The sequence below is a fragment of the Deinococcus sedimenti genome, from assembly GCF_014648135.1.
Classification (GTDB): domain Bacteria; phylum Deinococcota; class Deinococci; order Deinococcales; family Deinococcaceae; genus Deinococcus; species Deinococcus sedimenti.
In genome coordinates this window covers 1,326,410-1,346,368 of the sequence record NZ_BMQN01000001.1, presented here as the reverse complement: position 1 = coordinate 1,346,368, position 19,959 = coordinate 1,326,410, and the positions used below count along the sequence as shown (strand labels likewise).

Annotated in this window: 16 protein-coding genes and 1 pseudogene; 8 read left to right on the top strand and 9 right to left on the bottom strand. The window is 68.2% G+C overall.

Annotation, left to right across the window (positions count from 1 at the left end):
- Positions 1-320, top strand: a pseudogene (locus IEY69_RS22095) (IS4 family transposase); the annotation flags it as partial.
- Positions 321-329: 9 nt separating this feature from the next.
- A complete protein-coding gene (locus IEY69_RS22090; RefSeq protein ID WP_373291001.1) occupies positions 330-845 on the top strand; it encodes a transposase in 516 nt (171 codons plus the stop codon).
- A 177-nt stretch (positions 846-1,022) separates the two neighbouring features.
- Here the strand turns inward: IEY69_RS22090 and trmFO are convergent, their stop codons facing one another.
- Together trmFO and IEY69_RS06625 are read right to left on the bottom strand one after the other, a co-directional pair.
- Positions 1,023-2,405 carry a methylenetetrahydrofolate--tRNA-(uracil(54)-C(5))-methyltransferase (FADH(2)-oxidizing) TrmFO gene (trmFO, locus tag IEY69_RS06630; protein ID WP_268243850.1) on the bottom strand — a complete coding sequence of 461 codons (1,383 nt, stop codon included), beginning with the start codon at positions 2,403-2,405 and terminating at the stop codon, positions 1,023-1,025.
- A gap of 49 nt (positions 2,406-2,454) precedes the next feature.
- The gene (locus IEY69_RS06625; RefSeq protein WP_189072267.1) at positions 2,455-3,249 is read right to left on the bottom strand and encodes a YdcF family protein; all 795 of its coding nucleotides are present in this window, start codon (positions 3,247-3,249) and stop codon (positions 2,455-2,457) included.
- Between the two features lie 67 nt (positions 3,250-3,316).
- Between IEY69_RS06625 and IEY69_RS06620 the strand changes: the two genes are divergently transcribed.
- Positions 3,317-3,916, top strand: a complete 600-nt coding sequence (locus tag IEY69_RS06620) for a DUF305 domain-containing protein (protein ID WP_229783682.1) — start codon at positions 3,317-3,319, stop codon at positions 3,914-3,916.
- A 62-nt stretch (positions 3,917-3,978) separates the two neighbouring features.
- Here IEY69_RS06620 and IEY69_RS06615 read toward each other — a convergent pair whose 3' ends face one another.
- From IEY69_RS06615 to IEY69_RS06605, 3 genes are all read right to left on the bottom strand, one after another.
- On the bottom strand, positions 3,979-4,371 hold the full coding sequence (locus IEY69_RS06615) for a hypothetical protein (protein ID WP_189072265.1): 393 nt from the start codon (positions 4,369-4,371) through the stop codon (positions 3,979-3,981).
- Complete coding sequence (locus IEY69_RS06610; protein ID WP_189072264.1) at positions 4,368-5,882, bottom strand: glycine--tRNA ligase; 1,515 nt, start codon at positions 5,880-5,882, stop codon at positions 4,368-4,370. Before IEY69_RS06610 ends, IEY69_RS06615 begins: the two co-directional genes overlap by 4 nt.
- 313 nt (positions 5,883-6,195) lie before the next feature.
- Complete coding sequence (locus tag IEY69_RS06605; protein WP_189072263.1) at positions 6,196-6,603, bottom strand: hypothetical protein; 408 nt, start codon at positions 6,601-6,603, stop codon at positions 6,196-6,198.
- A gap of 84 nt (positions 6,604-6,687) precedes the next feature.
- On the opposite strand from IEY69_RS06605, the gene IEY69_RS06600 reads away from it, so the two are divergent.
- From IEY69_RS06600 to IEY69_RS06590, 3 genes are all read left to right on the top strand, one after another.
- Positions 6,688-7,221: a hypothetical protein gene (locus IEY69_RS06600; protein ID WP_189072262.1), complete on the top strand. Its 534-nt coding sequence runs from the start codon at positions 6,688-6,690 to the stop codon at positions 7,219-7,221.
- A gap of 218 nt (positions 7,222-7,439) precedes the next feature.
- On the top strand, positions 7,440-9,602 hold the full coding sequence (locus IEY69_RS06595; RefSeq protein ID WP_308425445.1) for a HelD family protein: 2,163 nt from the start codon (positions 7,440-7,442) through the stop codon (positions 9,600-9,602).
- 73 nt (positions 9,603-9,675) lie between these two features.
- The gene (locus IEY69_RS06590; protein ID WP_189072261.1) at positions 9,676-9,888 is read left to right on the top strand and encodes a hypothetical protein; all 213 of its coding nucleotides are present in this window, start codon (positions 9,676-9,678) and stop codon (positions 9,886-9,888) included.
- A gap of 129 nt (positions 9,889-10,017) precedes the next feature.
- Here the strand turns inward: IEY69_RS06590 and glnA are convergent, their stop codons facing one another.
- Positions 10,018-11,376, bottom strand: a complete 1,359-nt coding sequence (gene glnA / locus IEY69_RS06585) for a type I glutamate--ammonia ligase (RefSeq protein ID WP_189072260.1) — start codon at positions 11,374-11,376, stop codon at positions 10,018-10,020.
- Between the two features lie 319 nt (positions 11,377-11,695).
- Between glnA and IEY69_RS06580 the strand changes: the two genes are divergently transcribed.
- Positions 11,696-13,852: a glutamine synthetase III family protein gene (locus IEY69_RS06580; RefSeq protein WP_189072259.1), complete on the top strand. Its 2,157-nt coding sequence runs from the start codon at positions 11,696-11,698 to the stop codon at positions 13,850-13,852.
- A 211-nt stretch (positions 13,853-14,063) separates the two neighbouring features.
- Positions 14,064-14,876: an AAC(3) family N-acetyltransferase gene (locus IEY69_RS06575; RefSeq protein WP_189072258.1), complete on the top strand. Its 813-nt coding sequence runs from the start codon at positions 14,064-14,066 to the stop codon at positions 14,874-14,876.
- Positions 14,877-14,930: 54 nt separating this feature from the next.
- Here IEY69_RS06575 and IEY69_RS06570 read toward each other — a convergent pair whose 3' ends face one another.
- From IEY69_RS06570 to gyrA, 3 genes are all read right to left on the bottom strand, one after another.
- Positions 14,931-16,292, bottom strand: a complete 1,362-nt coding sequence (locus tag IEY69_RS06570; RefSeq protein WP_189072257.1) for an FAD-dependent oxidoreductase — start codon at positions 16,290-16,292, stop codon at positions 14,931-14,933.
- Positions 16,293-16,440: 148 nt separating this feature from the next.
- Positions 16,441-17,052 carry a helix-turn-helix domain-containing protein gene (locus IEY69_RS06565; RefSeq protein WP_189072256.1) on the bottom strand — a complete coding sequence of 204 codons (612 nt, stop codon included), beginning with the start codon at positions 17,050-17,052 and terminating at the stop codon, positions 16,441-16,443.
- A 315-nt stretch (positions 17,053-17,367) separates the two neighbouring features.
- Positions 17,368-19,803: a DNA gyrase subunit A gene (gene gyrA / locus IEY69_RS06560; protein ID WP_189072255.1), complete on the bottom strand. Its 2,436-nt coding sequence runs from the start codon at positions 19,801-19,803 to the stop codon at positions 17,368-17,370.
- Positions 19,804-19,959 lie beyond the last annotated feature (156 nt).

Genomic DNA, 19,959 nt, shown 5'->3' with positions numbered 1-19,959 from the left:
GGGTGGAACGAGGGTGCCGGGATCCCCAGCTGACCGGACCGGTGTTCCTGGCCTTCCTGCTGGCCTTGCTGCCCCCTGGGAAACTTCTGCTCAGCATGGACCGGACGACCTGGGAGCGTGGCGAGGCGCCCCTGAACCTCTTGGTCCTCGGCGTCGTGTTGCACGGGTACACGGTGCCGCTCGTCTGGACCGCTCTCGATCACGACGGCAACAGCGGCACGGTCCGGCGCATCCAATTGGTCTCACGACTCCTGAAGGCCCTTCCAGCGGGCCGCTGGAAGGGCCTGGTCGCTGACCGGGAGTTCATCGGTGGGGAGTGATTCCGCTTCCTGAGGCGTAAGGGCATCAAACGGGCCATCCGCATCCGAAAGAACGCTGTGGTCGACGAGCTGCGCGTGGACGCGTGGTTCGGTGATCTGAAGGTTGGGGAAGTCCGGTGCATGGCTGAAAAGGCGTACGTCTACGGTGAGGTGATGCAGGTCGTGGCCACGGATTTCAGCGTGTGGGACACCTGCGTGCTGTACCGGGCTCGCTGGTCGGTGGAGTGCACGTTCGCGAGCCTCAAGGTCCGCGGGTTCGATTTGGAGCGGACCGGCATCACCCGCCCGGACCGGCTGGAACGTCTGTTCGGGCTGGTCGTCCTGGCCTGGATCAGCTGCCTCCGGGTGGGCGTGTGGCTCCAGGCGCAGGTTCCGGTCAAGGTGAAGGCTCATGGCCGCCCGGCCATGAGCCTCGTGCGGTACGGCGCGGAGCGGCTGTGCCATGCCCTGCGGTGGAATCTCCCCGAGTTACCCGCACTGATCAGGCTGCTGAGCACGCCATTTCACGCGCCAGGCGCGGCTTGAAGGCAAGATGTCCGGTACAGAGGGCGGCGGGTCCTCGCGCTGCTTGTTTCAGGGAGACTGAGGGGTTTTCTCAGTCTCCCTGAAAACCTCTTTCAGGGCTGGTCGAGTCAGAGTCCGCGCTGCTGTGACTGCGTGCCGCCGGTGGAAGCCGTCAGGTCTGCCATCAGGCCGCGCCGGTCAGCTGCCGACGGTCTCCGGCCCCCGCACCGGGGGCGGCGTGACCGTCAGGCCCGCCTCCGCCTGCGCCCACGCCATGAACGCGTTCAGGCCCCGGCGGAACATCACTGGGCGTTTCTCGCGCTTGCCGAGCTTGCGGGGCTTGCCGGTCTTCTCGTTGATCTCGGCGGGCAGTTCCGGCACGAGCGCCCAGTTCACGTTCATCGGCTGGAAGCCCTTCGGGTTCGCACTGGCCAGATAACGGGTCAGGCCGCCCAGCATGCTTTCCGCAGGTGGCGTCAGGGGCGGGAGGCCCAGCGCGAGGCGCGCCGCGTTCGTCCCCGCCAGCCAGCCGGTCGCGGCGGACTCCAGGTACCCCTCGGTGCCCGCCAGGACACCCGCGACCAGCTTCGTCGGGTCGGCCTTCAGTTGCAGCGTGGACTCCAGCACCAGCGGGGCGTTCAGGTACGTGTTGCGGTGCATCACGCCGTACCGGACGATCTCCGCGCCCTCCAGGCCCGGAATCAGGTTCACGACCGCCTTCTGATCCCCCCACTTCAGACCCGTCTGGAAGCCCACCAGGGACCACATGCGGCCCTCGCGATCCTCCTGGCGCAGCTGCGCGACCGCGTACGGCCAGCGCCCCGTCTTCGGATCGTCCAGGCCCTTGGGGGACATCGGCCCGAAGCGGGGCGTGTCGATCCCGCGGCGGGCGATCTCCTCGATCGGCATGCAACCCTCGAAGAACTCCAGTTTCTCCCAGTCGTGCGGCGTGTGACTGCGCGCCTGCTCCAGCGCCTCGAAGAACGCCAGGTACTCGTCCTTCGTGAACGGGCAGTTGATGTAATCCGCGCTCTGCTCGTACCGCCCCGCGCGCCACGCCACGTCCATGTCGATGCTGTCGAACGCGATCACCGGCGCGGCCGCGTCGTAGAAGCTCAGGCGCTCACTGCCGGTCAGGCGTGCCACGTCCGCCGCCAGCGCGTCCGACGTCAGCGGCCCCGACGCGATCACCACGATCCCGTCCGGCACGGCCTCCACCTCGCCCTCCACGACCTCGATCAGCGGATGCTCACGGACCGCCGCCGTCACCCGCGCACTGAACTCGTCCCGCTCCACGGCCAGTGCATTCCCGGCGGGCAGTTTGGAGGCGTCCGCCGCGCCCACGATCGCGCCGCCCACACTCCGCAGCTCGGCCTGCAGCAGACCCTTGCTCTGCAACTCGCCCTCGCCACCCAGCGAGTTGCTGCACACCAGCTCCGCGAAATTCCCACTGCGGTGCGCCGGGGTCATCTTCACCGGCCGCATCTCATGCAGGCGCACCCGCACGCCCAGCCGTGCCGCCGCCAGCGCCGCTTCCGACCCCGCCAGACCCCCACCGATCACCGTCACACGCTCACTCACAACCGCGCAGTGTACGGGAACACGGGGCGGGCAAGTGTGCGCTGAGGCCTCAGCGTTCCGGCGTGCCGCCCAGCGCCGCCTTCACGCGCGACAGACCCTCGTACAGCAGGACGCGCAGGGCAACCAGGCGGTCACTGGGCTGCGTGAGGGCCTGATCGAAGCGCCACTCCTGGGTGGGCACGCTGATCACGGGAACGCCCTGCGCGCGGAACAGTGCGGCGGCGCGGCGCGAGTGACTGGGCGAGGTCACGAGCAGCACCCGTGTCCAGCCGCGCGCCCGGGCCAGGTCGCGGACGCGGGCGGCCTCGTCGCGGGTGGTGGTGACGCTGCGCAGCGTGACCAGGGTGGGGCCGCCCGGGCCGTACAGCGCGCGGGTCAGTTCGGTCTCCAGCACGCTCATCTTCGGGCAGTCGTGCGGCCCGATCAGGCCCGACTGCTCCGACACCGTCACGACCGGCGCGTACCCGGCGCGCCACAGGGCCAGCGCGCCGGTCAGCCGGGCCACGGCGCTGGCTTCCAGTTCGCGGCTGCCGCAGTGAACGCCCGCCCCGAGCGCCACGATGGCGTCCGCCTTCACCGGGGGTTCGCGCAGGGTCAGGGACGCCAGCGGCCCGCGCAGCACGGGCGTCACGAGGCAGGCGGCGATCAGCACCGCCAGCGCGCCCGCCCCGACCCGCAGGGCCACCCAGCTGGGCCGGAACGCCCCGGCCACCCCGCCCGCCACGATCAGGCCCAGCAGCAGCCCCGCCGGGGCGCGGACCTCGCCCAGGAACGCGGCCAGCACGGCCAGTCCCGCACCCACCGCCACGCCGCCCGTCACGTTCCGCCACCGCTCCCCAGTCATCCGGGGCAGTGTAGCGGGCCGCATGGAGAGCACTGGGCCTCATGAACGCGCCCCTATACTCGCGGGCGTGAACCTGCGCCGCGCCCTCCCGTTCATTGCCGTCCTGCTCGCCGCCGTAGCCGCCGCGTTCCTGCTCGTGCCCCGGTTGATCATGCCCGCCGAGGACAGCCGCGAGGTGCGCTTCGTACGCGAGATGATTCAGCACCACACCCAGGCGATCGACATGGCCACCCGCATCCGCGACACCACCACAGATACGGAACTCAGGACGCTGGCGCTGGACATCATGCTGAGCCAGCAGGAGCAGATCGGGCAGATGCGCGGCTGGCTGACCCTCTGGGGTCGCCCCTGGGCCGGGGACGGCATGACCGCCGAGCACGCCCGCATGATGGGCATGGCCACCCAGGCCGAGGTGGCGACGATCAGCACCCAGCGGGAAGCTCAGGCCGAGGTGACCTTCCTGCAACTCATGACCCGCCACCACCAGGGCGCCCTGGCCATGGTGTCCCCCGCGCTGGAACGCGGCGTGCGGCCCGAGGTACAGGCCCTCGCCCGGCAGATCCAGGCCGCGCAGAGCGCCGAGATCACCCTGATGACTCGCCTGCTGAAGGACCGGGGGGCGCAACCGTTGCCCGCACCCGGCGGGATGGGCGACCACCAGCACTGACCCCAGGCAGACAGGAGAGAGGGGGACGGCCAGTGGCGCGTCCCCCCTCTCCCATGCCGACGTTACTCCTCGTCGTCGACGCTCAGATCGCCGATCTCCCGCTCCAGGAAGTGCAAGTAGCCCTGGCGCCCACCGGCGCGCGTCCAGGTCTTGACGCTGCTGCGCAGGCGACCCACTGCGAGACGCAGTTCTTCCGCCTCCGGATGATCGCCGGGTTGTGACAGGCGCAGCGTCAGGCCGCGCAGCGCCGCGTCGTGCACCTCGGCGCGCAGGCCGTCCAGTTTCCCCGGTGTGAAGGGGTGGTTCGTGGCCTCGGCGCGGTATCGGCGCATCAGTTCCTCGTAGGCGCTGTCCACCATCGCGTCCGTCAGGTCCGGGTGGACAGCGTACACGCCCAGCACCGCCAGTTCCACGGCGCTCAGGTACGGCACGAGGTGGTCGGCGGGGACGCTCACCGCAGTTTTGCCTGCAGGTACGCGCTGAGGTCGCTGATCTTCACGCGTTCCTGCGCCAGCGTGTCGCGGTCGCGGATGGTGACGGTGTCGGTCAGGCTGGCGTCCTCGCCCTTGCCGACGGTGTCGAAGTCCACGGTGACGCAGTAGGGCGTGCCGACCTCGTCGTGGCGGCGGTACGCCTTGCCGATGTTCCCGCTGTCCTCCAGCAGGATGCGGCCCAGCCCGAGTTTTTGCAGGTCGTTCTTGATGCTGCGGGCCAGATCGACCAGTTCGGCCTTGTTGCGCGCCAGCGGAATCACGGCCACCTTGATGGGCGCGAGGTGCGGCTTCAGTTTCAGCACGATGCGTTCGTTGCCGTTCTCCAGCGTCTCCTTCGTGAACGCCTCGCTCAGGACGGCCAGCATGGCGCGGTCCACCCCGGCGGACGGTTCGATCACGAACGGCACGACCGGCTTGTTCGTCTCGGGGTGGGGGATGGTCAGCTTGGCGATGGAGTCGAGGTTCTCCTCCACCCGCGCCACGAGGCCCAGTTCCGATTGGTTCTTCGTGTGCGACCCGAGGTCGTAGTCGCTGCGGTTCGCGATGCCCTCGATCTCCTCGTGCCCGAGGGTGGGGTAGTCGTACATCAGGTCGTACGTGCGCTTCGAGTAGTGCGCCAGATCTTCCTTCGGCACGTCCAGGATCTCGATCTTGCTGCGCGGCACGCCCTGCGCCTCCCACCAGCTCAGGCGCTTCTCCAGCCAGTGCTCGTGCCACTCCTCGTCGGTGCCGGGCGCGCAGAAGAACTCGATCTCCATCTGCTCCAGTTCACGCACGCGGAAGATGAAGTTACGGGGCGTGATCTCGTTGCGGAACGCCTTGCCGATCTGCGCGATGCCGAACGGCAGGCGGCGGCTGGTGCTGTCCACGACGTTCTTGAAGTTCGTGAAGATACCCTGCGCGGTCTCGGGACGCAGGTAGCCGTAGCTCTCGTCGTCCGCGACCGGGCCGATGGTCGTCTTGAACATCATGTTGAAGGGCTTCGGCTCGGTCCACTCGCCCACCTCGCCGCTGAACGGGTCGCGCACGCCCGCCGCGCGCAGCGCCTCGCTCGCCTGCGCGGGGTTCGCGTTCAGCGCCGCCACGACCGCCGGGAAGTTCTCGGCACTCTGGCCCATCGCCTCGGCCACCTTGGCGATCACGTCCGCCTTCTGGTCCTTTACGAGGTGATCGAGACGGTAGCGTTTGTTGTTCTTCTTGTTGTCCACCATCGGGTCGCTGAAGGTCGCTTCGTGCCCGCTGTGGCGCAGCACCTGTCGGTGCATGATGATGCTGGCGTCCAGGCCTTCCATGTCGTCGCGCTCGTACACGTTCGTGCGCCACCACGCGGCCTTGATGTTGTTCTTGAGTTCCACGCCCAGCGGGCCGTAATCGTAGAAGCCCTGAAGGCCCCCGTAGATTTCCGAGCCCTGGAAAATAAAGCCCCGGCGTTTACACAGGCTGACGAGTTCTTCCATCGAGGTTGCAGGCATCACGTGCTCCTTTCGGGCAGGCGACGGAAAAAAGCCCCAGACGGCGGCCAGTTCCCGGCACTCGCTCGTCTGGGGACGCATGAGGACACGCGCGGTTCCACCCCAGTTCCAGCCCCGGAATCCCCGGCCGACTGGCACTTTTGTCTGTGTTGGGCTCCCCGCTGCCCTTCCCGCGCCGCCTCACCGCCCGACTCTCACCGTCACGGGCTCGCTCACTGGTGGCTGCGCGCGGTACTCCTGCGGATCGACACCTGAGCCACAGTGTGGAACACGGCGGGGGAGAGGGTCAAGGGCGGCGCAGACATTCGGTGCGTCAGCGCAGTGGCACGTCCACGCGCACGCCGCTCACGTGGACGCCGTACACGCCGTGCACGTTCGCGCCGAGCAGCGGACTGTACACGAACAGGGGAACGCCTCCGGCCGTGCCCTCGCCCGACAACAGGACGCCGCTGCCCACGCCGATGCCCGCGTGCTGGTTGCCCGGCAGGGCGCGCAGGTACGTCACGTCCGCACGGACCCACGGGGTGAGCGTGGTGGGCGCCCACGCCTCCAGGCCCAGGGTGCCGCGCCACGCCCCGCCGCCCCGCCAGTCGGACCGGTATGAGACGTGCGCGCCGCCCTGCGCGACGCCCGGCCCTGCAGCGGCACTCAGGCCCAGGGTGACCTCGGCGGAGGCGGTCGAGCAGAAGAGAAGCGCGGCGGTCAGAACGTGTCGAAACATCCGCTCAGGTTAAGGCTTCATAAACTGGGGGTGTGCTTCATGTGAGGCAGGCAAGAACCGTGAAGCCTGCTAGCCTCCGCCGGTATGCGCACCATCGCCCTGATCGCCGCCCTCCTGACCACCCTGACCGCCTGCACCGCCGTGCAGCCCGGCACCACCGATTACGCCCCGCTGGTGCAGTCCTCGCCAGAATCGGTCACCCGCCTCGCCCCGGGGCAGACTGTCTACGTGCAGTACACCTACCCCCGCGCGCTCCTCGGCGAGGACGATGCCTTCGACGCCTACTTCGACCAACTGACCTTCAACTACTCGGGCGCCTCGGCGTCGAACCCCACCGTGCCGGACGTCTCCCGCCCAGCGAACTGGCTGACGCTCAAGTCCTTCGACGCGCCCAAGGGCGTGACTATCACGCCGACGAAGGTCACGATCATGCGCAAGGTCAACAAGACGACCGTCTCGATGGGAAGCGTGAACGTCCGCTACAACGAGCAGTTCCAGGTGCTGTACAAGGTAGCGGCGGCGGTTGACGCCGAGACCGGAGTGGACCTGGCGTCGGTGACGTTCACGACCGGCAAGCAGGACGCCGACGTGAAACTGCTCCTGAACGTCAACAAGTAACCCGTACCCCCGTCACGCTGGACGGGGGATTCGCGTGCCTCGCCCTGCTGTGGTGAGGCACGCGCTGCGTTCAGTCGCAGTTCAGCGGCAGTGTCGGTGTGACGAGTCGCGTGGAGGCGTCTCGAGGTGCCCCCGACGCACGGTTCCAGCAGGTCGTCGTCCTCTCGAACCTATGTCTGCTCGTGCCGAGCATGCCGGAACGTCGTATCCTGTGCGTTATGCCTGTTGCGGAATTGCGTCCGGAAACCCACCCGGATTTTGAACTGGAAAAAGATCACCTGGCGGGAACAGTGGCGGCCATGATCCGTCAGATCGAGTTCTGGGAGGACCGCGACCGGCAGATGGGCGCGGACCTGGAGACGAGCATCATCCTGGGCGATCAGGCCGAGGAGTTCGCGGCGATGCTCTCGCCGCACGTACATCAGCCGTACTTCGGCAGCCTGAAGGTGCGCGTGGCGGGGCGTGAGCAGACGCTGTACATCGGGAAGCACGGCTTCCGGGACGTGAAGGGCCCGCACACGGTGGTCAGCTGGGACAGCGAGGTGGGCAGTCTGTTCTACTCGCAGGCGCTCGGCTGGACGCCCCGGCGCGGCAGTGCGGGCGTGATCCGGCGGCGGCGGCAGCTGGACGTGAGTCAGAAGACGCTGCTGCGCGTCACCGACCTGTACGACGACGAGCAGGGCGGGGACACGGGTGGGCGCGAGGAGGTGCTGCTGCGCCGCCTGCAGGAGGGCAGCACCGCCGGGATGCGGGACGTGGTCGAGACGCTCCAGCCGGAGCAGAACGACGCGATGCGGCACCCGGCGGGCGTCCCGGTGATCATTCAGGGCGCGGCGGGGTCCGGGAAGACGACCATCGGCTTCCACCGGCTGGCGTGGATGACGAACGCGGACCGGGGGGCGCACCGGGCGCGGCCCGAGGCGTGCATGGTCCTCATGCCGAACCGGGTGCTGGCGACGTATGCAGCGCGCATCCTGCCGGAACTGGGCATCGAACGTGTGGTCGTCACGACGCCGGAAACCTGGGCGGTGGGGCTGCTGGGCCTGGAGAAGCTGGAGGTCACGGACCGCACCCTCAGCCTGCTGCTGACCGACCGGGACAACACCCGCCGGGCGCTGGCATGGCGCAAGGCGAAACTGCTGGGCGACGCGCGGATGCTGGACGTGGTCCGCACGCACCTCTGGAACCGCTTTAACGCGGCGTTGGCCGGGCAGGGCCTGCGCGAAACCGTGGCGCTGCGCGGCCGGGAGGATCAGGTGTTCACGCTGGACGAGGCGGCCCTAGCGGGCCTGCTGCGCGACGTGTTCGCCGCCGATCCCCTGGACGGGTACCGGGCCGGGATGCGCCGCGCGATCGAGGCGCTGGCGCTGTCCACCCTGAACGTCCCAGAGGACGAGGAGGCCAGCGTGCGCCGCCAGCTGTCGTCCCCGCTGACGAACCTGCTGGGTCGCATCTTCGCCACGACCACGCCCATCACGGAGGCGCGGCGTCTGCTGGGCAGCCCGGCGGAACTCGCCGCGAGCGGCCTGCTGACCGAGCGGGAGATCGCGCTGCTGGGCACCGATCCCCTCAGCGGGATTCCCACGCCCCGCCGCGCGCACGCGGACGTCACCGAACTGCCCCTGATGCTGGCCGTGCAGGCGTTCACGGGCGGCATCGGGCGACTGGACGGGCGCACGCTGGAACCCTTCGATCACGTCGTGCTGGACGAGGCGCAGGACTACTCGCCGCTGCTGTACGCGCTGCTGGGCCGCGCCACCCGCCCCGGACACATCACGGCGCTGGGCGACATGAACCAGGGCATGCACGGCTACAAGGGCCCCAGCTCCTGGGAGGCCGTGCAGGCGCAACTGCCGGGCGCGCAGGTGCTGACGCTGGGCCGCACGTACCGGTCCACGCGGCAGATCACGGAACTGGGCGCGCGGATCGCCGCGACGTACAACCGCGCCGCCGCCGTGCAGGGCGTCGACCGCGACGGGGCAGAGGTTCAACGGTACACCGCGCCCGCCGGGCCGGACGGGGAACTCCCACTGATCGCGCGGGCCGTGAAGGACGCGCAGGACGCCGGGCACACCAACATCGCCATCGTCACCCGGCGCGGCGTGGACGCCGACCGCATGGCCGAAGCCCTGCGCGAGTTCGACACGGACGCGCAGCCCATCACCACGCAGGAGCACCGCTTCCGGGGCGGCCTGGTGATCCTGCCCGTGAACCTCGCCAAGGGCCTGGAGTTCAGCGCCGCGATCGTCGCCAGCGCGAACGCCGACACGTACGACGAGAGCACCGAGTACGAACGCCGCCTGCTGTACGTGTCCGCCAGCCGCGCGCTGCACTGGCTGGCCCTCGTCAGCACGGGCGAACTGCACCCGCTGATCGCCTGAGCCGGGGTCGCGCATCAAGGTTCCCGCACGCCCCGCTCATCCCCGCCCGGCAGGTGGTGGGGGAGAGTGGGGCATGAGCGACGACACGAAACAGGGCGGCCTACCTGCGGATGCCGGGAACGGCATGAGTGACCGCAGCGGCTACATGGACAACTCCGAGAGCGGCATGACCGACACGGACACCGGCACCGCGCACGTTACCGACGGGCGGGATCAGGCGGACACGCAGACGCCCGCGACTGGCACGACCTTCGGCACGACCGGCAACGACGACACCCGCCAGTAAAAGACAAGCAGGGGCCACCGGGTGCCCCTGGCTCTCTGTTGCGCTTTCCAGTGACCACGATGAAGGACGTCGCCTGATGTCCACTCTGCTCCTCCCCCTTGAGGGGGGAGGCTGGGAGGGGTTGGTCTCTCAGATCAGGTCGAGGTACCGTTCCAGTTCCCAGGCGTGGACGGTGGCGTTGTACTCGCGCCATTCGGCGCGTTTGGCTTCCACGAAGTGGTCGAGGACGTGTTCGCCCAGGGCGCGGCGCAGCACGTCGTCTTTTTCCAGTTCGTCCACGGCCTCGCGCAGGTCGCTGGGGAGTTCCTTGACGCGGTGGTGGCGTTTTTCGCGCACGGTCATCTTGAAGATGTTGCGCTGGATGGCGGGGGCGGGTTCCATGTCCTGTTCGATGCCGTCCAGTCCGGCGGCGAGCATGACGGCCAGCGCGAGGTACGGGTTGCAGCTGGGGTCGGGCATGCGCACTTCGGCGCGGGTGGAGTTGCCTCGCTTGGCGGGAATGCGGATCAGCGCTGAGCGGTTGCTGGTGCTCCAGGCGACGTTCACGGGAGCTTCGAAGCCCGGCACGAGGCGCTTGTAGCTGTTCACGAGGGGGTTCGTGATGGCGACCATCGCGCCCGCGTGGTCGAGGAGGCCCGCGATGAACTGCTGCGCGGTGCGGGACAGGCCATGTTCGCCGCCGGGGTCCGCGAAGGCATTCGTGCCGCCCTTGAAGAGGCTGAGGTGGCAGTGCATGCCGCTGCCGTTCACGCCCGGGAGCGGTTTGGGCAGGAAGCTGGCGAGCAGGCCGTACTCCAGCGCGACGCGTTTGACGACGAACTTGAAGGTGGCGATGCGGTCGGCGGTTTCCAGCGCGGGGGCGTAGCGGAAGTCGATCTCGTGCTGGCCGGGGGAGACCTCGTGGTGGGCGGCTTCGATCTCGAAGCCCATCTCGACGAGTTTGTTGGTGATCTCGCGGCGGATGCGTTCGCCCTTGTCGATGGGGGCGAGGTCGAAGTACCCGGCCTTGTCGTGCGTGATCGTGGTGCCGACGCCGCTGGGGGAGCGTTCGAACAGGAAGAACTCGGGTTCGGTTCCGACGAACATCTCGAAGCCCATGGCCTGCGCGCGCGCGATCTGCCGCTTGAGGACCTGCCGGGGGTCCCCGTCGAACGGGGTGCCGTCGGGGAGGGCCACGTCGCAGATGAGGCGGGCGACCTTGCCGCGTTCGCCTTCCTCGCGGGAGAACTGCGGGTAGATCAGGAAGGTGCCTAGGTCGGGGCGCAGGAGCATGTCGCTCTCCTCGACGCGGGTGAAGCCTTCCACGGCGCTGCCGTCGAAGGTGACGTCGCCGTTCAGGGCCTTGCCGAACTGACTTTTGGGCACCTCGACGTTCTTGGTGGTGCCGAGGATGTCGGTGAACTGGAGGCGCAGGAACTTGACTTCCGCTTCCTGCAGCTGCTGCAGGATCTGGTCGCGGGTGGGGGGCGTGGTGGACTGGGGGGACATGACTGGGGAACCTCCGGGCGCTGGGCGGCGCGTCCAGAAATGCTACGACCTCCGGCCCCTGCCGGGGGGACGGTGCAGAGTGTTGCGCGTCGGGCTTCAGTGTGGCAGATCGTGAATGCACAAACTGCACGACTCTGGGTGTCAAGTCCCGGAGTGTCCCGTTATTCCGGCATGTTGTGCAGAAGTATTCGTTGACCGCCTTGATGCGCCGCTCATATACTCCCCGTGTAGGATGCCCGGTGGGCACCCGGGAGCGGCGTGAAATCAGGGATGCCAAGCGCGCCGCACAGACCCCACCCCACCGCGCACAGGGAGCGACATGAACCATGACTTCGACGTGATCTCCGCCGCCCGCAACTGGCGCACGGACGCCGTGGACACCGCCACGCCCGATCAGATCATCAGCAGCGTGTACTCCAGCGACGTCCTGACCCTGGAGCAGCTCAAGGCCCGCCTGAGCAAACCCACCTTCAAGAGCCTCCAGGCGACCCTGGAACGCGGCGCGACCCTTGACCCGACCATCGCCGACACCGTCGCCCTGGCCATGAAGACTTGGGCGATGGAAAAGGGCGCCACGCACTACACCCACTGGTTCCACCCCCTGACCGGCGCGACCGCCGAGAAGCACGACTCGTTCGTGTCCCCCAACGGCGACGGCAGCGCCATCGCGGCGTTCAGCGGCAAGGAACTCATCCAGGCCGAACCCGACGCCAGCTCCTTCCCCTCCGGCGGCCTGCGCGCGACCTTCGAGGCGCGCGGCTACACCGCCTGGGACGCCAGCAGCCCCGCGTTCATCATGCGTCACGCCAACGGCGCGACCCTGTGCATCCCCACCGCGTTCGCCAGCTGGACCGGCGAGGCGCTGGACACCAAGACGCCCCTGCTGCGCAGCGTCGAGGCGCTGAACAAGGCCGTCACGCCTGCCCTGAAACTCTTCGGGGCCAGCGAGGGCACCCGCGTGAGCAGCACCCTGGGCGCCGAGCAGGAGTACTTCCTGATCGCCGAGGAGTACTACTACCGCCGCCCCGACCTCGTCATGACCGGCCGCACCCTGTTCGGCGCGCAGCCCCCCCGCGGCCAGGAACTCGAGGACCACTACTTCGGTGCGATTCCCGACCGTGTCCTGAGCTTCATGACGGACGCCGAGCAGCAGCTGTACGCGCTGGGCATCCCGGTCAAGACCCGCCACAACGAGGTCGCGCCCGGCCAGTTCGAGATCGCCCCGATCTTCGAGGACAGCAACATCGCCGCCGACCACCAGCAGCTCACCATGCAGGTGCTGCGCAACACCGCCCGCAAGTACGGCCTCGTCGCCCTGCTGCACGAGAAGCCCTTCGCGGGCGTGAACGGCTCGGGCAAGCACTGCAACTGGAGCATGAGCACCAACGCCGGTGAGAACCTGCTGGAGCCCGGCGACACCCCGCACGAGAACCTGCAGTTCCTGTTCTTCACCTCGGCCGTCATCAAGGCCGTGGACGAGCACCAGGACCTGCTGCGCATCAGCGTCGCCAGTGCCAGCAACGACCACCGCCTGGGCGCCAACGAGGCCCCGCCTGCGATCATCAGCATCTTCCTGGGCAGCGAACTGAGCGACATCTTCGACCGCCTCGAAAGCGGCCAGGGTGGACGCGGCGCCGAGGCCGGCCTGCTGGGCCTGGGCACCAGCGTGCTGCCCCCCCTGCCCCGTCACGCCGGGGACCGCAACCGCACCAGCCCCTTCGCGTTCACGGGGAACAAGTTCGAGTTCCGCGCGGCGGGCAGCAGCCAGAGCATCTCCTTCCCGATCACGGTCCTGAATACCATCGTCGCGGACGCCGTGAGCGCCCTCGCCGAGGAGCTGAAGGCCAAACTCGACGCCGGAACCGAGCTGGACACAGCCGTCGCCGAGATCGTCAAGGGCACCTACAGCGCCCACAAGCGCATCGTGTTCAACGGTGACGGCTACAGCGACGAGTGGCACCAGGAAGCCGAGCACGGCCGCAAGCTGCTGAACCTGCGCACCACCCTGGACGCCGTGCACCACCTGACCGACGCGAAGAACGGCGCGCTGTTCGAGAAGTTCAAGGTGCTGTCCGACCGCGAACTGGCCGCCCGTCAGGAAATCATGTACGACATCTACTTCAAGACGGTGAACATCGAGGGCGAGACCACCGAGTACATGGCCCGCACCATGATCCTCCCCGCCGCCGTGAAGTACCTGAGTGAATTGCACGCCGCGGGCAGCAGCAAGGCCGTCAGGGGTGTCGCCGCCGAGGTTGAGGCCGCCGCGGACGAACTGTTCGACGCCGTGCAGGCCCTCAGCGCCCAGAACACCGCCACCGGCGGGGACGAGGTGCACGAGAAGGCCCACCACATGCGCGACCAGGTGCTGCCCGCCATGACCGCCGTGCGCCAGGCCGCGGACAAGCTGGAAAAGGTCGTCGCCGAGCAGCACTGGCCGCTGCCCACCTACCGCCAGATGCTCTTCGTCAAGTAACGCACTCCGACTGAATGGTTTGCCAGAACCGTTCAGTCCGAGCGGACTCGGAGAGCTGCGGAACAGACGGAATCCGGATAAGTCCAGTTTTGAATGGGGGCGGCGCGTGGGGTGACCTGCGCGCCGCCCCCCTGTGGGTGGCCCGGCGGGCGGGTGAGGGACTGTGCGTCTTTCCTCCCGCCCAGGGAGCCTGCCGGAGTAGACTGGGGGCGTGCTGAACCTGCTGCGCCGACCCGCCGTGACCCCCGCCGAACTGGACGAGGGCCTGCGCGCACTGGGACTGGACGGCTCACAGCACCTGATCGTGCACGCCAGCCTGAAGTCCTTCGGGCAGCTGGACGGCGGCGCGCGGGCGGTCGTTGACGCTCTGGAGCGCGCGAGCGCGACGGTGGTCGCCCCGGCCTTCACGTACTCCACGCTGCTGTCGCGGCCCACCTCGACCACGCACGCGCGCTTCCACCGGGATTCGCGGGTCAGCCGGGACATCGGGCGGGTGCCGCAGGAACTCGTGGAACGCGCCGACGCGCTGCGCTCCTTCCACCCGACCCTGAGTTTCATCGCGCTGGGCCAGGAGGCGCGCCGCGTCACCGAGGCGCAGTCGCTGAGCAGCCCGTACCAGCCCATCGGGGCGCTGTACGACCTGGACGGCTTCGCGCTGCTGATGGGCGTGGATTTCGGGAGTAACACCAGTGTCCACTACGGCGAGCACTTGGCAGGCGTGCCGCTGCTGACGCGGTACGTGCCGCTGGACGGTCAGGTGCTGCCCACCGCGTTCCCGAACTGCTCGGCGGACTTCGACAACCTCGCGCCCGAGGTGCACGCCCGCGCCCGCAGCGTGCAGGTGGGCCAGAGCACCCTGCGGCTGTACCGCGTGCGGGACCTCGTGGACAGCACGGTGCGTCTGCTGAACCGCGACCCGGAAGGGCTGCTGTGCACGTACCGGGGCTGCCGTTGCCAGGAGGTCCGGACCCTCGTCCGGCAGCAGGGCCTCAGGCCCCGCGTGCATACCGGCCTGATCAGCTGAAACCCCACGGAAGGAGGCGGCCCCCGGAACTGGCGGGCCGCCGCCTTCTTCTGGTCAGGCCTTGCGGTGCCCGAGCATGACTTCGCGGTGCACGACTTTCGCGCGGGGGCGGCCCTGCGCCTGCCCCTCGGCGATTTCGTGCGCGTCGAGCACCTGCCAGTCGTGGAAGGAGTAGACCTTCACACCCTTCCCGGCCAGCAGGGCATCCACGGCGTCGCGGGTGGGGTGGGCAGCGCCGGGCAGCCTGCCGTCCTTCGCGTCGGTCAGGAGATGGGCGACGGTGTCGGTGGCGTCCTTGCGGTTCGTGCCGACCACGCCGCTGGGGCCGCGCTTGATCCACCCTGCGGTGTACTCGCCCACGCGGCCCGCCACGCGGCCCTCGTCGTTGGCGATCACGCCGCGTTTCTCGTCGAAGGGCACGCCGGGCAGCGCCACGCCGCGGTACCCGACCGAGCGGAGCACCATCTGCACGGGCAGCACCTCGAACTCGCCGGTGCCGACGGCGTTGCCGTTCTCGTCCAGGCGGTTGCGTTCGACCTTCAGGCCGCCCACGCGTCCCTGCCCGTCGTCGAGGATCTCGACGGGGGAGACCAGGAAGCGCAGGTGTACGCGCCGCGACTTGCCCTCGGCTTCGCGGGCGGCGAAGTCGCGCAGGACCTCCACGTTCTTCTTCTTGGTGTTGTCGGTGATCGCGGCCTCCTCGGATTCGGTCAGCGCGATCTCCTGCGGTTTCACGACGGGTTCGGCGGCGTGCAGTTCCCCGAATTCGCGCAGTTCCTTGGTGGTGAAGGCGGCCTGCGCGGGGCCGCGGCGGCCCAGCACCCACACGTCCTGCACGTGGCTGGCGTCCAGCGCGGTCAGGGCGTGCGCGGCGATGTCGCTCTCGTGGAGTTCCTGCGCGGTCTTCACGAGGATGCGGCTCACGTCCAGCGCGACGTTGCCCACGCCGACCACGGCGACGCCGCTGGCGCTGAGGACCATCTCGCGCGCGGCGGCGTCCGGGTGGCCGTTGTACCACGCGACGAACTCGGTGGCGCTCATGCTGCCCGTCAGGTCCTCGCCGGGGATGCCCAGGCGGCGGTCGCTGCTGGCCCCGACGGTGTACAGCACGGCGTCGTAGTGGGCCAGGGCGTCCTCGTGGGTGAGGTCCTTGCCGAATTCCACGTTGCCCAGGAAGCGCACGCGCGGGTCCCCGAGGGTCTTCTCGAAGCCGCGCGTGACGCTCTTGATCGTCAGGTGGTCGGGCGCGACGCCGTAGCGGACCAGGCCGTAGGGAGTGGGGAGGCGGTCGTAGACGTCCACCTGGGCGGGTAGGTCGGTCTGTTTCAGCAGGGCCTCGGTGGCGAAGATGCCGCTGGGGCCGCTGCCGATCACGGCGACGCGCAGGGGGCGGTGGGGGGTGTAGGTCTGGGTCATCGCCCGAGTCTATGCACACGCGGGGCGCGCTGGGAATGCCAACCGTCCAGGATTGGTGTCACATGTACAGAAACAGGGCTGGACAGGCGGGGGTGCAAGAGAAACCGCCGCCCCCAGGTGGGAGGCGGCGGCGCGGTGAGGTTGAACGTTACGCGGCGGCGATGTCGGCCAGGGCCGCTTCGTTCTTCAGGGTGATCTTGCCGTACCCGGCGCTGATCACGCCTTCGCGGGACAGTTCCCCGACGACCTTGGTGACGGTCTCGCGGACCGAGCCGACGGCGGCGGCCAGTTCGTCGTGCGTGGCGTAGATCATGGTCTCGCCGCTGTCGAGCTGAGTGGCCAGCGCGGTGTCCTTGAGTTCCAGCAGTTCCCCGGCGATGCGGGCGCGCAGGCGCTTGCCGACGAGGCGGTAGATGCTCTCGTACGCGCGTTCCAGCGTGCGGACCAGGTGGGTGGTGACGTGCAGGTTGTCCTCGGCGCTCATCAGGGCGGGGTTGATCACGTCGATGCTGGAGTCGGTGACGGCCTCGGCGAAGTAGGCGCGGTTCACGCCGGCCAGGGCTTCCTCGCCGAAGTACTCGCCGGGTTTGACGTAGCGCAGGGTCAGGCCGTTGCCGTCGTCGTCCATGGTGTGCACGCGCACCAGGCCGGTGGAGACGCGGTAGAGCATGTCGCTCTTGCCGGGGTAGAGGATGACGGCGCCGGGGCGGTAGGTCACGGTGTCCACGAAGGTCCGGGCAGTGCGGGTGTTGGTGATCATTCGTTTCGCCTCCTTGGGCGGGTGTGAGGTGGGTTCGCTGGTGCCGGGGGCGGGGTGAGGCCCCTTTCCCGACGTGCTCACAGTGTAACCCAATCTCACTTTTTTGTAAACAGTTTTGTTTCTTTAATCTGGCTTTAGGTTACAGATTGCCCTGCCGCGCTCCACCACCTGAACCCGCGCCAGCACGGCCTCCACCGCCGCAGTGTGCGCCGCTACGCCTCACCGGGCCCTCACGGCACGGCGGATAAAGACAGCGGGAAGAAAGAAACCGGGGTGAGGCGTCACCGCCCACCCCGGATACGCGGCTTCAGGGGGTTACAGTTCATCCTCGCGGCGGATCGGGAAGGCGCTGATCACGCAGTCCTTGTCCCCGATGTTGATCACCTTCACGCCCTGCGCGTTGCGGCCCGTCACGCGGACCTCCTCCACGCGGGTGCGGATCACGGTGCCCTTCTCGGTCAGGACCATCAGTTCCTCGTTGCCACCCACGCGGGCCAGGGTCACGAGCTTGCCGGTCTTGTCGGTCACGTCCAGCGTGATCACGCCCATCCCGCCGCGCCCCTTGGCCGGGTAGTCGCCCACCGGGGTGCGCTTGCCCAGACCGCACTCGCTGACCGCGAGCAGTTCGCTGTCCACGTCACTGCCGGGCACCAGCGCCATACTGACCACCGCGTCGTCCTCGCCGTCGCGCAGGCGGATGCCGATCACGCCCTGCGTCGCGCGGCCCGTCTCGCGGACCTCGCCGCTCTCGAAGCGCATCGCCTTGCCGTTGCGGGTCGCCAGGACCACGTGGTCGCCGTCCTGCACGATCCCGACGCCGATCAGCTCGTCACCGGGCTGCAGGTTGATCGCGATCAGACCGGCGGACGTGATGTTGCCGTACTCGGTGATCAGCGTCTTCTTCACGATGCCGTTCTTCGTGGCGAAGATGAAGCACCCGGCCTCCTCGAAGCCCTTCACGCTCAGCACGCTGGCGACGTTCTCCTCCTCGCGCAGGCTGGGGAGCAGGTTGCGGATGTGCGTGCCCTTCGCGTCACGGCCCGCCTCCGGCAGGTCGTAGATCTTCTCGTGGAACACGCGGCCCTGATCCGTGAAGAACAGCAGGTAATCGTGCGTGCTTCCGACGAACACGCGGGTGTTCACGTCCTCCTCGCGCAGCTTCCCGCCGCTCGCGCCGCGCCCGCCGCGACTCTGGGCGCGGTAGGCGTCCAGCTTCGTGCGCTTGAGGTACCCGGCCTTGGTCATGGTGATGACCATGTCCTCCACGGCGATCAGGTCCTCCTTGGTGATGTCCTCCTCCAGCAGCGTGATCGCGCTGCGGCGCTCGTCACCGTAGTTGTCCCGCACCGCGCGGATCTCCTTCTTGATCTCGCGCCACAGCAGCTTCTCGTCACCCAGGATCGACTGCAGGAACGCGATGGTCTTCTGCAGTTCGTCGTACTCGCCCTGCAGTTTCTCGCGCTCCAGGCCCACCAGACGCTGCAGACGCATGTCCAGGATCGCCTGCGCCTGGATTTCCGTCAGGCCGAAGCGGGCCATCAGCGAGTCGCGCGCCTCGGCGCCCGTGTTGCTGGCGCGGATCAGCGTGATGACCTCGTCGATGTGATCCAGCGCCTTCAAGAGACCTTCGAGGATGTGGGCGCGTTCCTGCGCCTTCTTCAGCTCGTACTTTGTGCGTCGGGTCACGACGTCCTGGCGGTGATCCAGGAAGTAGCGCATGGTGTCGATCAGGGGCAGCACGCGCGGCTCGCCGTGCACGATGCTCAGGTTGATGATCGTGAACGTGCTCTGCAGCTGCGTGTACTTGTACAGCTGGTTCAGCACCAGCGTGGGGATCGCGCCGCGCTTCAGGTCGATCACGATGCGCACCGGGTCCTTGCGGTCGGACTCGTCACGCAGCGCGCTGATGTCCGGGATCTTCCCGGCCTTGTACATCGCGCTGATCGTCTGGATCAGGTTGGTCTTGTTCACCTGATACGGGATCTCGCTGATGATGATCTGGTTGCGGCCGTTCTTCTCGTCGATGCGGGCCTTGCCGCGCACCTTCAGGCCGCCGTGCCCGGTCGAGTACGCCTCCCGGATACCCGCGCGGCTGATGCGCCCGCCCGTGGGGAAGTCCGGGCCCTGCACGTGCGTCATCATGTCGTCCAGCCCGATGCCCGGATCCTCGATCAGCGCGAGCAGGCCGTTGCAGATCTCGGTGAGGTTGTGCGGCGGGATGTTCGTCGCCATGCCCACCGCGATGCCCGACGCGCCGTTGATCAGCAGGTTCGGCACGGCGCTGGGCAGCACCGACGGCTCGACGGTCGTCTCGTCGTAGTTCGGCTTGAGGTCGACCGTTTCCTTTTCCAGGTCGGCCAGGACTTCCTCGGCAACTTTGGTCATGCGCGCCTCGGTGTAGCGCATCGCGGCGGGCGGATCGCCGTCGATGGACCCGAAGTTCCCCTGGGGGTGCACCATCGGGTAGCGCATGTTCCACCACTGGCCCAGGCGGACCATCGCGTCGTAGATGCTGCTGTCACCGTGCGGGTGGTACTTCTTCATGACCTCGCCCACCACGGACGCGGACTTGGCGTGCTTGACGTTCGAGTACAGGCCCTCGAGCATCATCGCGTACATGATGCGGCGCTGCACGGGTTTCATGCCGTCGCGCACGTCGGGCAGCGCGCGGTCCACGATCACGTTCATGGCGTAGTTGATGAAGTTGGTCTTGACTTCACTGGTGATGTCAACGGGGTGAATTCCAGTCATGTGGCTCCAGTCGTGAGGCTGCTGCGGCCCGGCAGTGGCGCCGCGTCAGCCTGAAATGTCGAGGCCCGGCCAGTCCGGGAATGGATTGATTCTACCACACTCATTATGCTCTTGGCGTAATAGAACCGGCTCCCTCAATGACCGCATTGTACCCCA

Bases quoted from the DNA above. Each gene is read 5' to 3' on its own strand.
- IEY69_RS06625 (WP_189072267.1), bottom strand. From the start codon at position 3,249: ATGACTGGGGAGCGGTGGCGGAACGTGACGGGCGGCGTGGCGGTGGGT.
- IEY69_RS06610 (WP_189072264.1), bottom strand. From the start codon at position 5,882: ATGCCTGCAACCTCGATGGAAGAACTCGTCAGCCTGTGTAAACGCCGG.
- IEY69_RS06605 (WP_189072263.1), bottom strand. From the start codon at position 6,603: ATGTTTCGACACGTTCTGACCGCCGCGCTTCTCTTCTGCTCGACCGCC.
- IEY69_RS06600 (WP_189072262.1), top strand. From the start codon at position 6,688: ATGCGCACCATCGCCCTGATCGCCGCCCTCCTGACCACCCTGACCGCC.
- IEY69_RS06595 (WP_308425445.1), top strand. From the start codon at position 7,440: ATGCCTGTTGCGGAATTGCGTCCGGAAACCCACCCGGATTTTGAACTG.
- IEY69_RS06590 (WP_189072261.1), top strand. From the start codon at position 9,676: ATGAGCGACGACACGAAACAGGGCGGCCTACCTGCGGATGCCGGGAAC.
- glnA (WP_189072260.1), bottom strand. From the start codon at position 11,376: ATGTCCCCCCAGTCCACCACGCCCCCCACCCGCGACCAGATCCTGCAG.
- IEY69_RS06580 (WP_189072259.1), top strand. From the start codon at position 11,696: ATGAACCATGACTTCGACGTGATCTCCGCCGCCCGCAACTGGCGCACG.
- IEY69_RS06570 (WP_189072257.1), bottom strand. From the start codon at position 16,292: ATGACCCAGACCTACACCCCCCACCGCCCCCTGCGCGTCGCCGTGATC.
- IEY69_RS06565 (WP_189072256.1), bottom strand. From the start codon at position 17,052: ATGATCACCAACACCCGCACTGCCCGGACCTTCGTGGACACCGTGACC.
- gyrA (WP_189072255.1), bottom strand. From the start codon at position 19,803: ATGACTGGAATTCACCCCGTTGACATCACCAGTGAAGTCAAGACCAAC.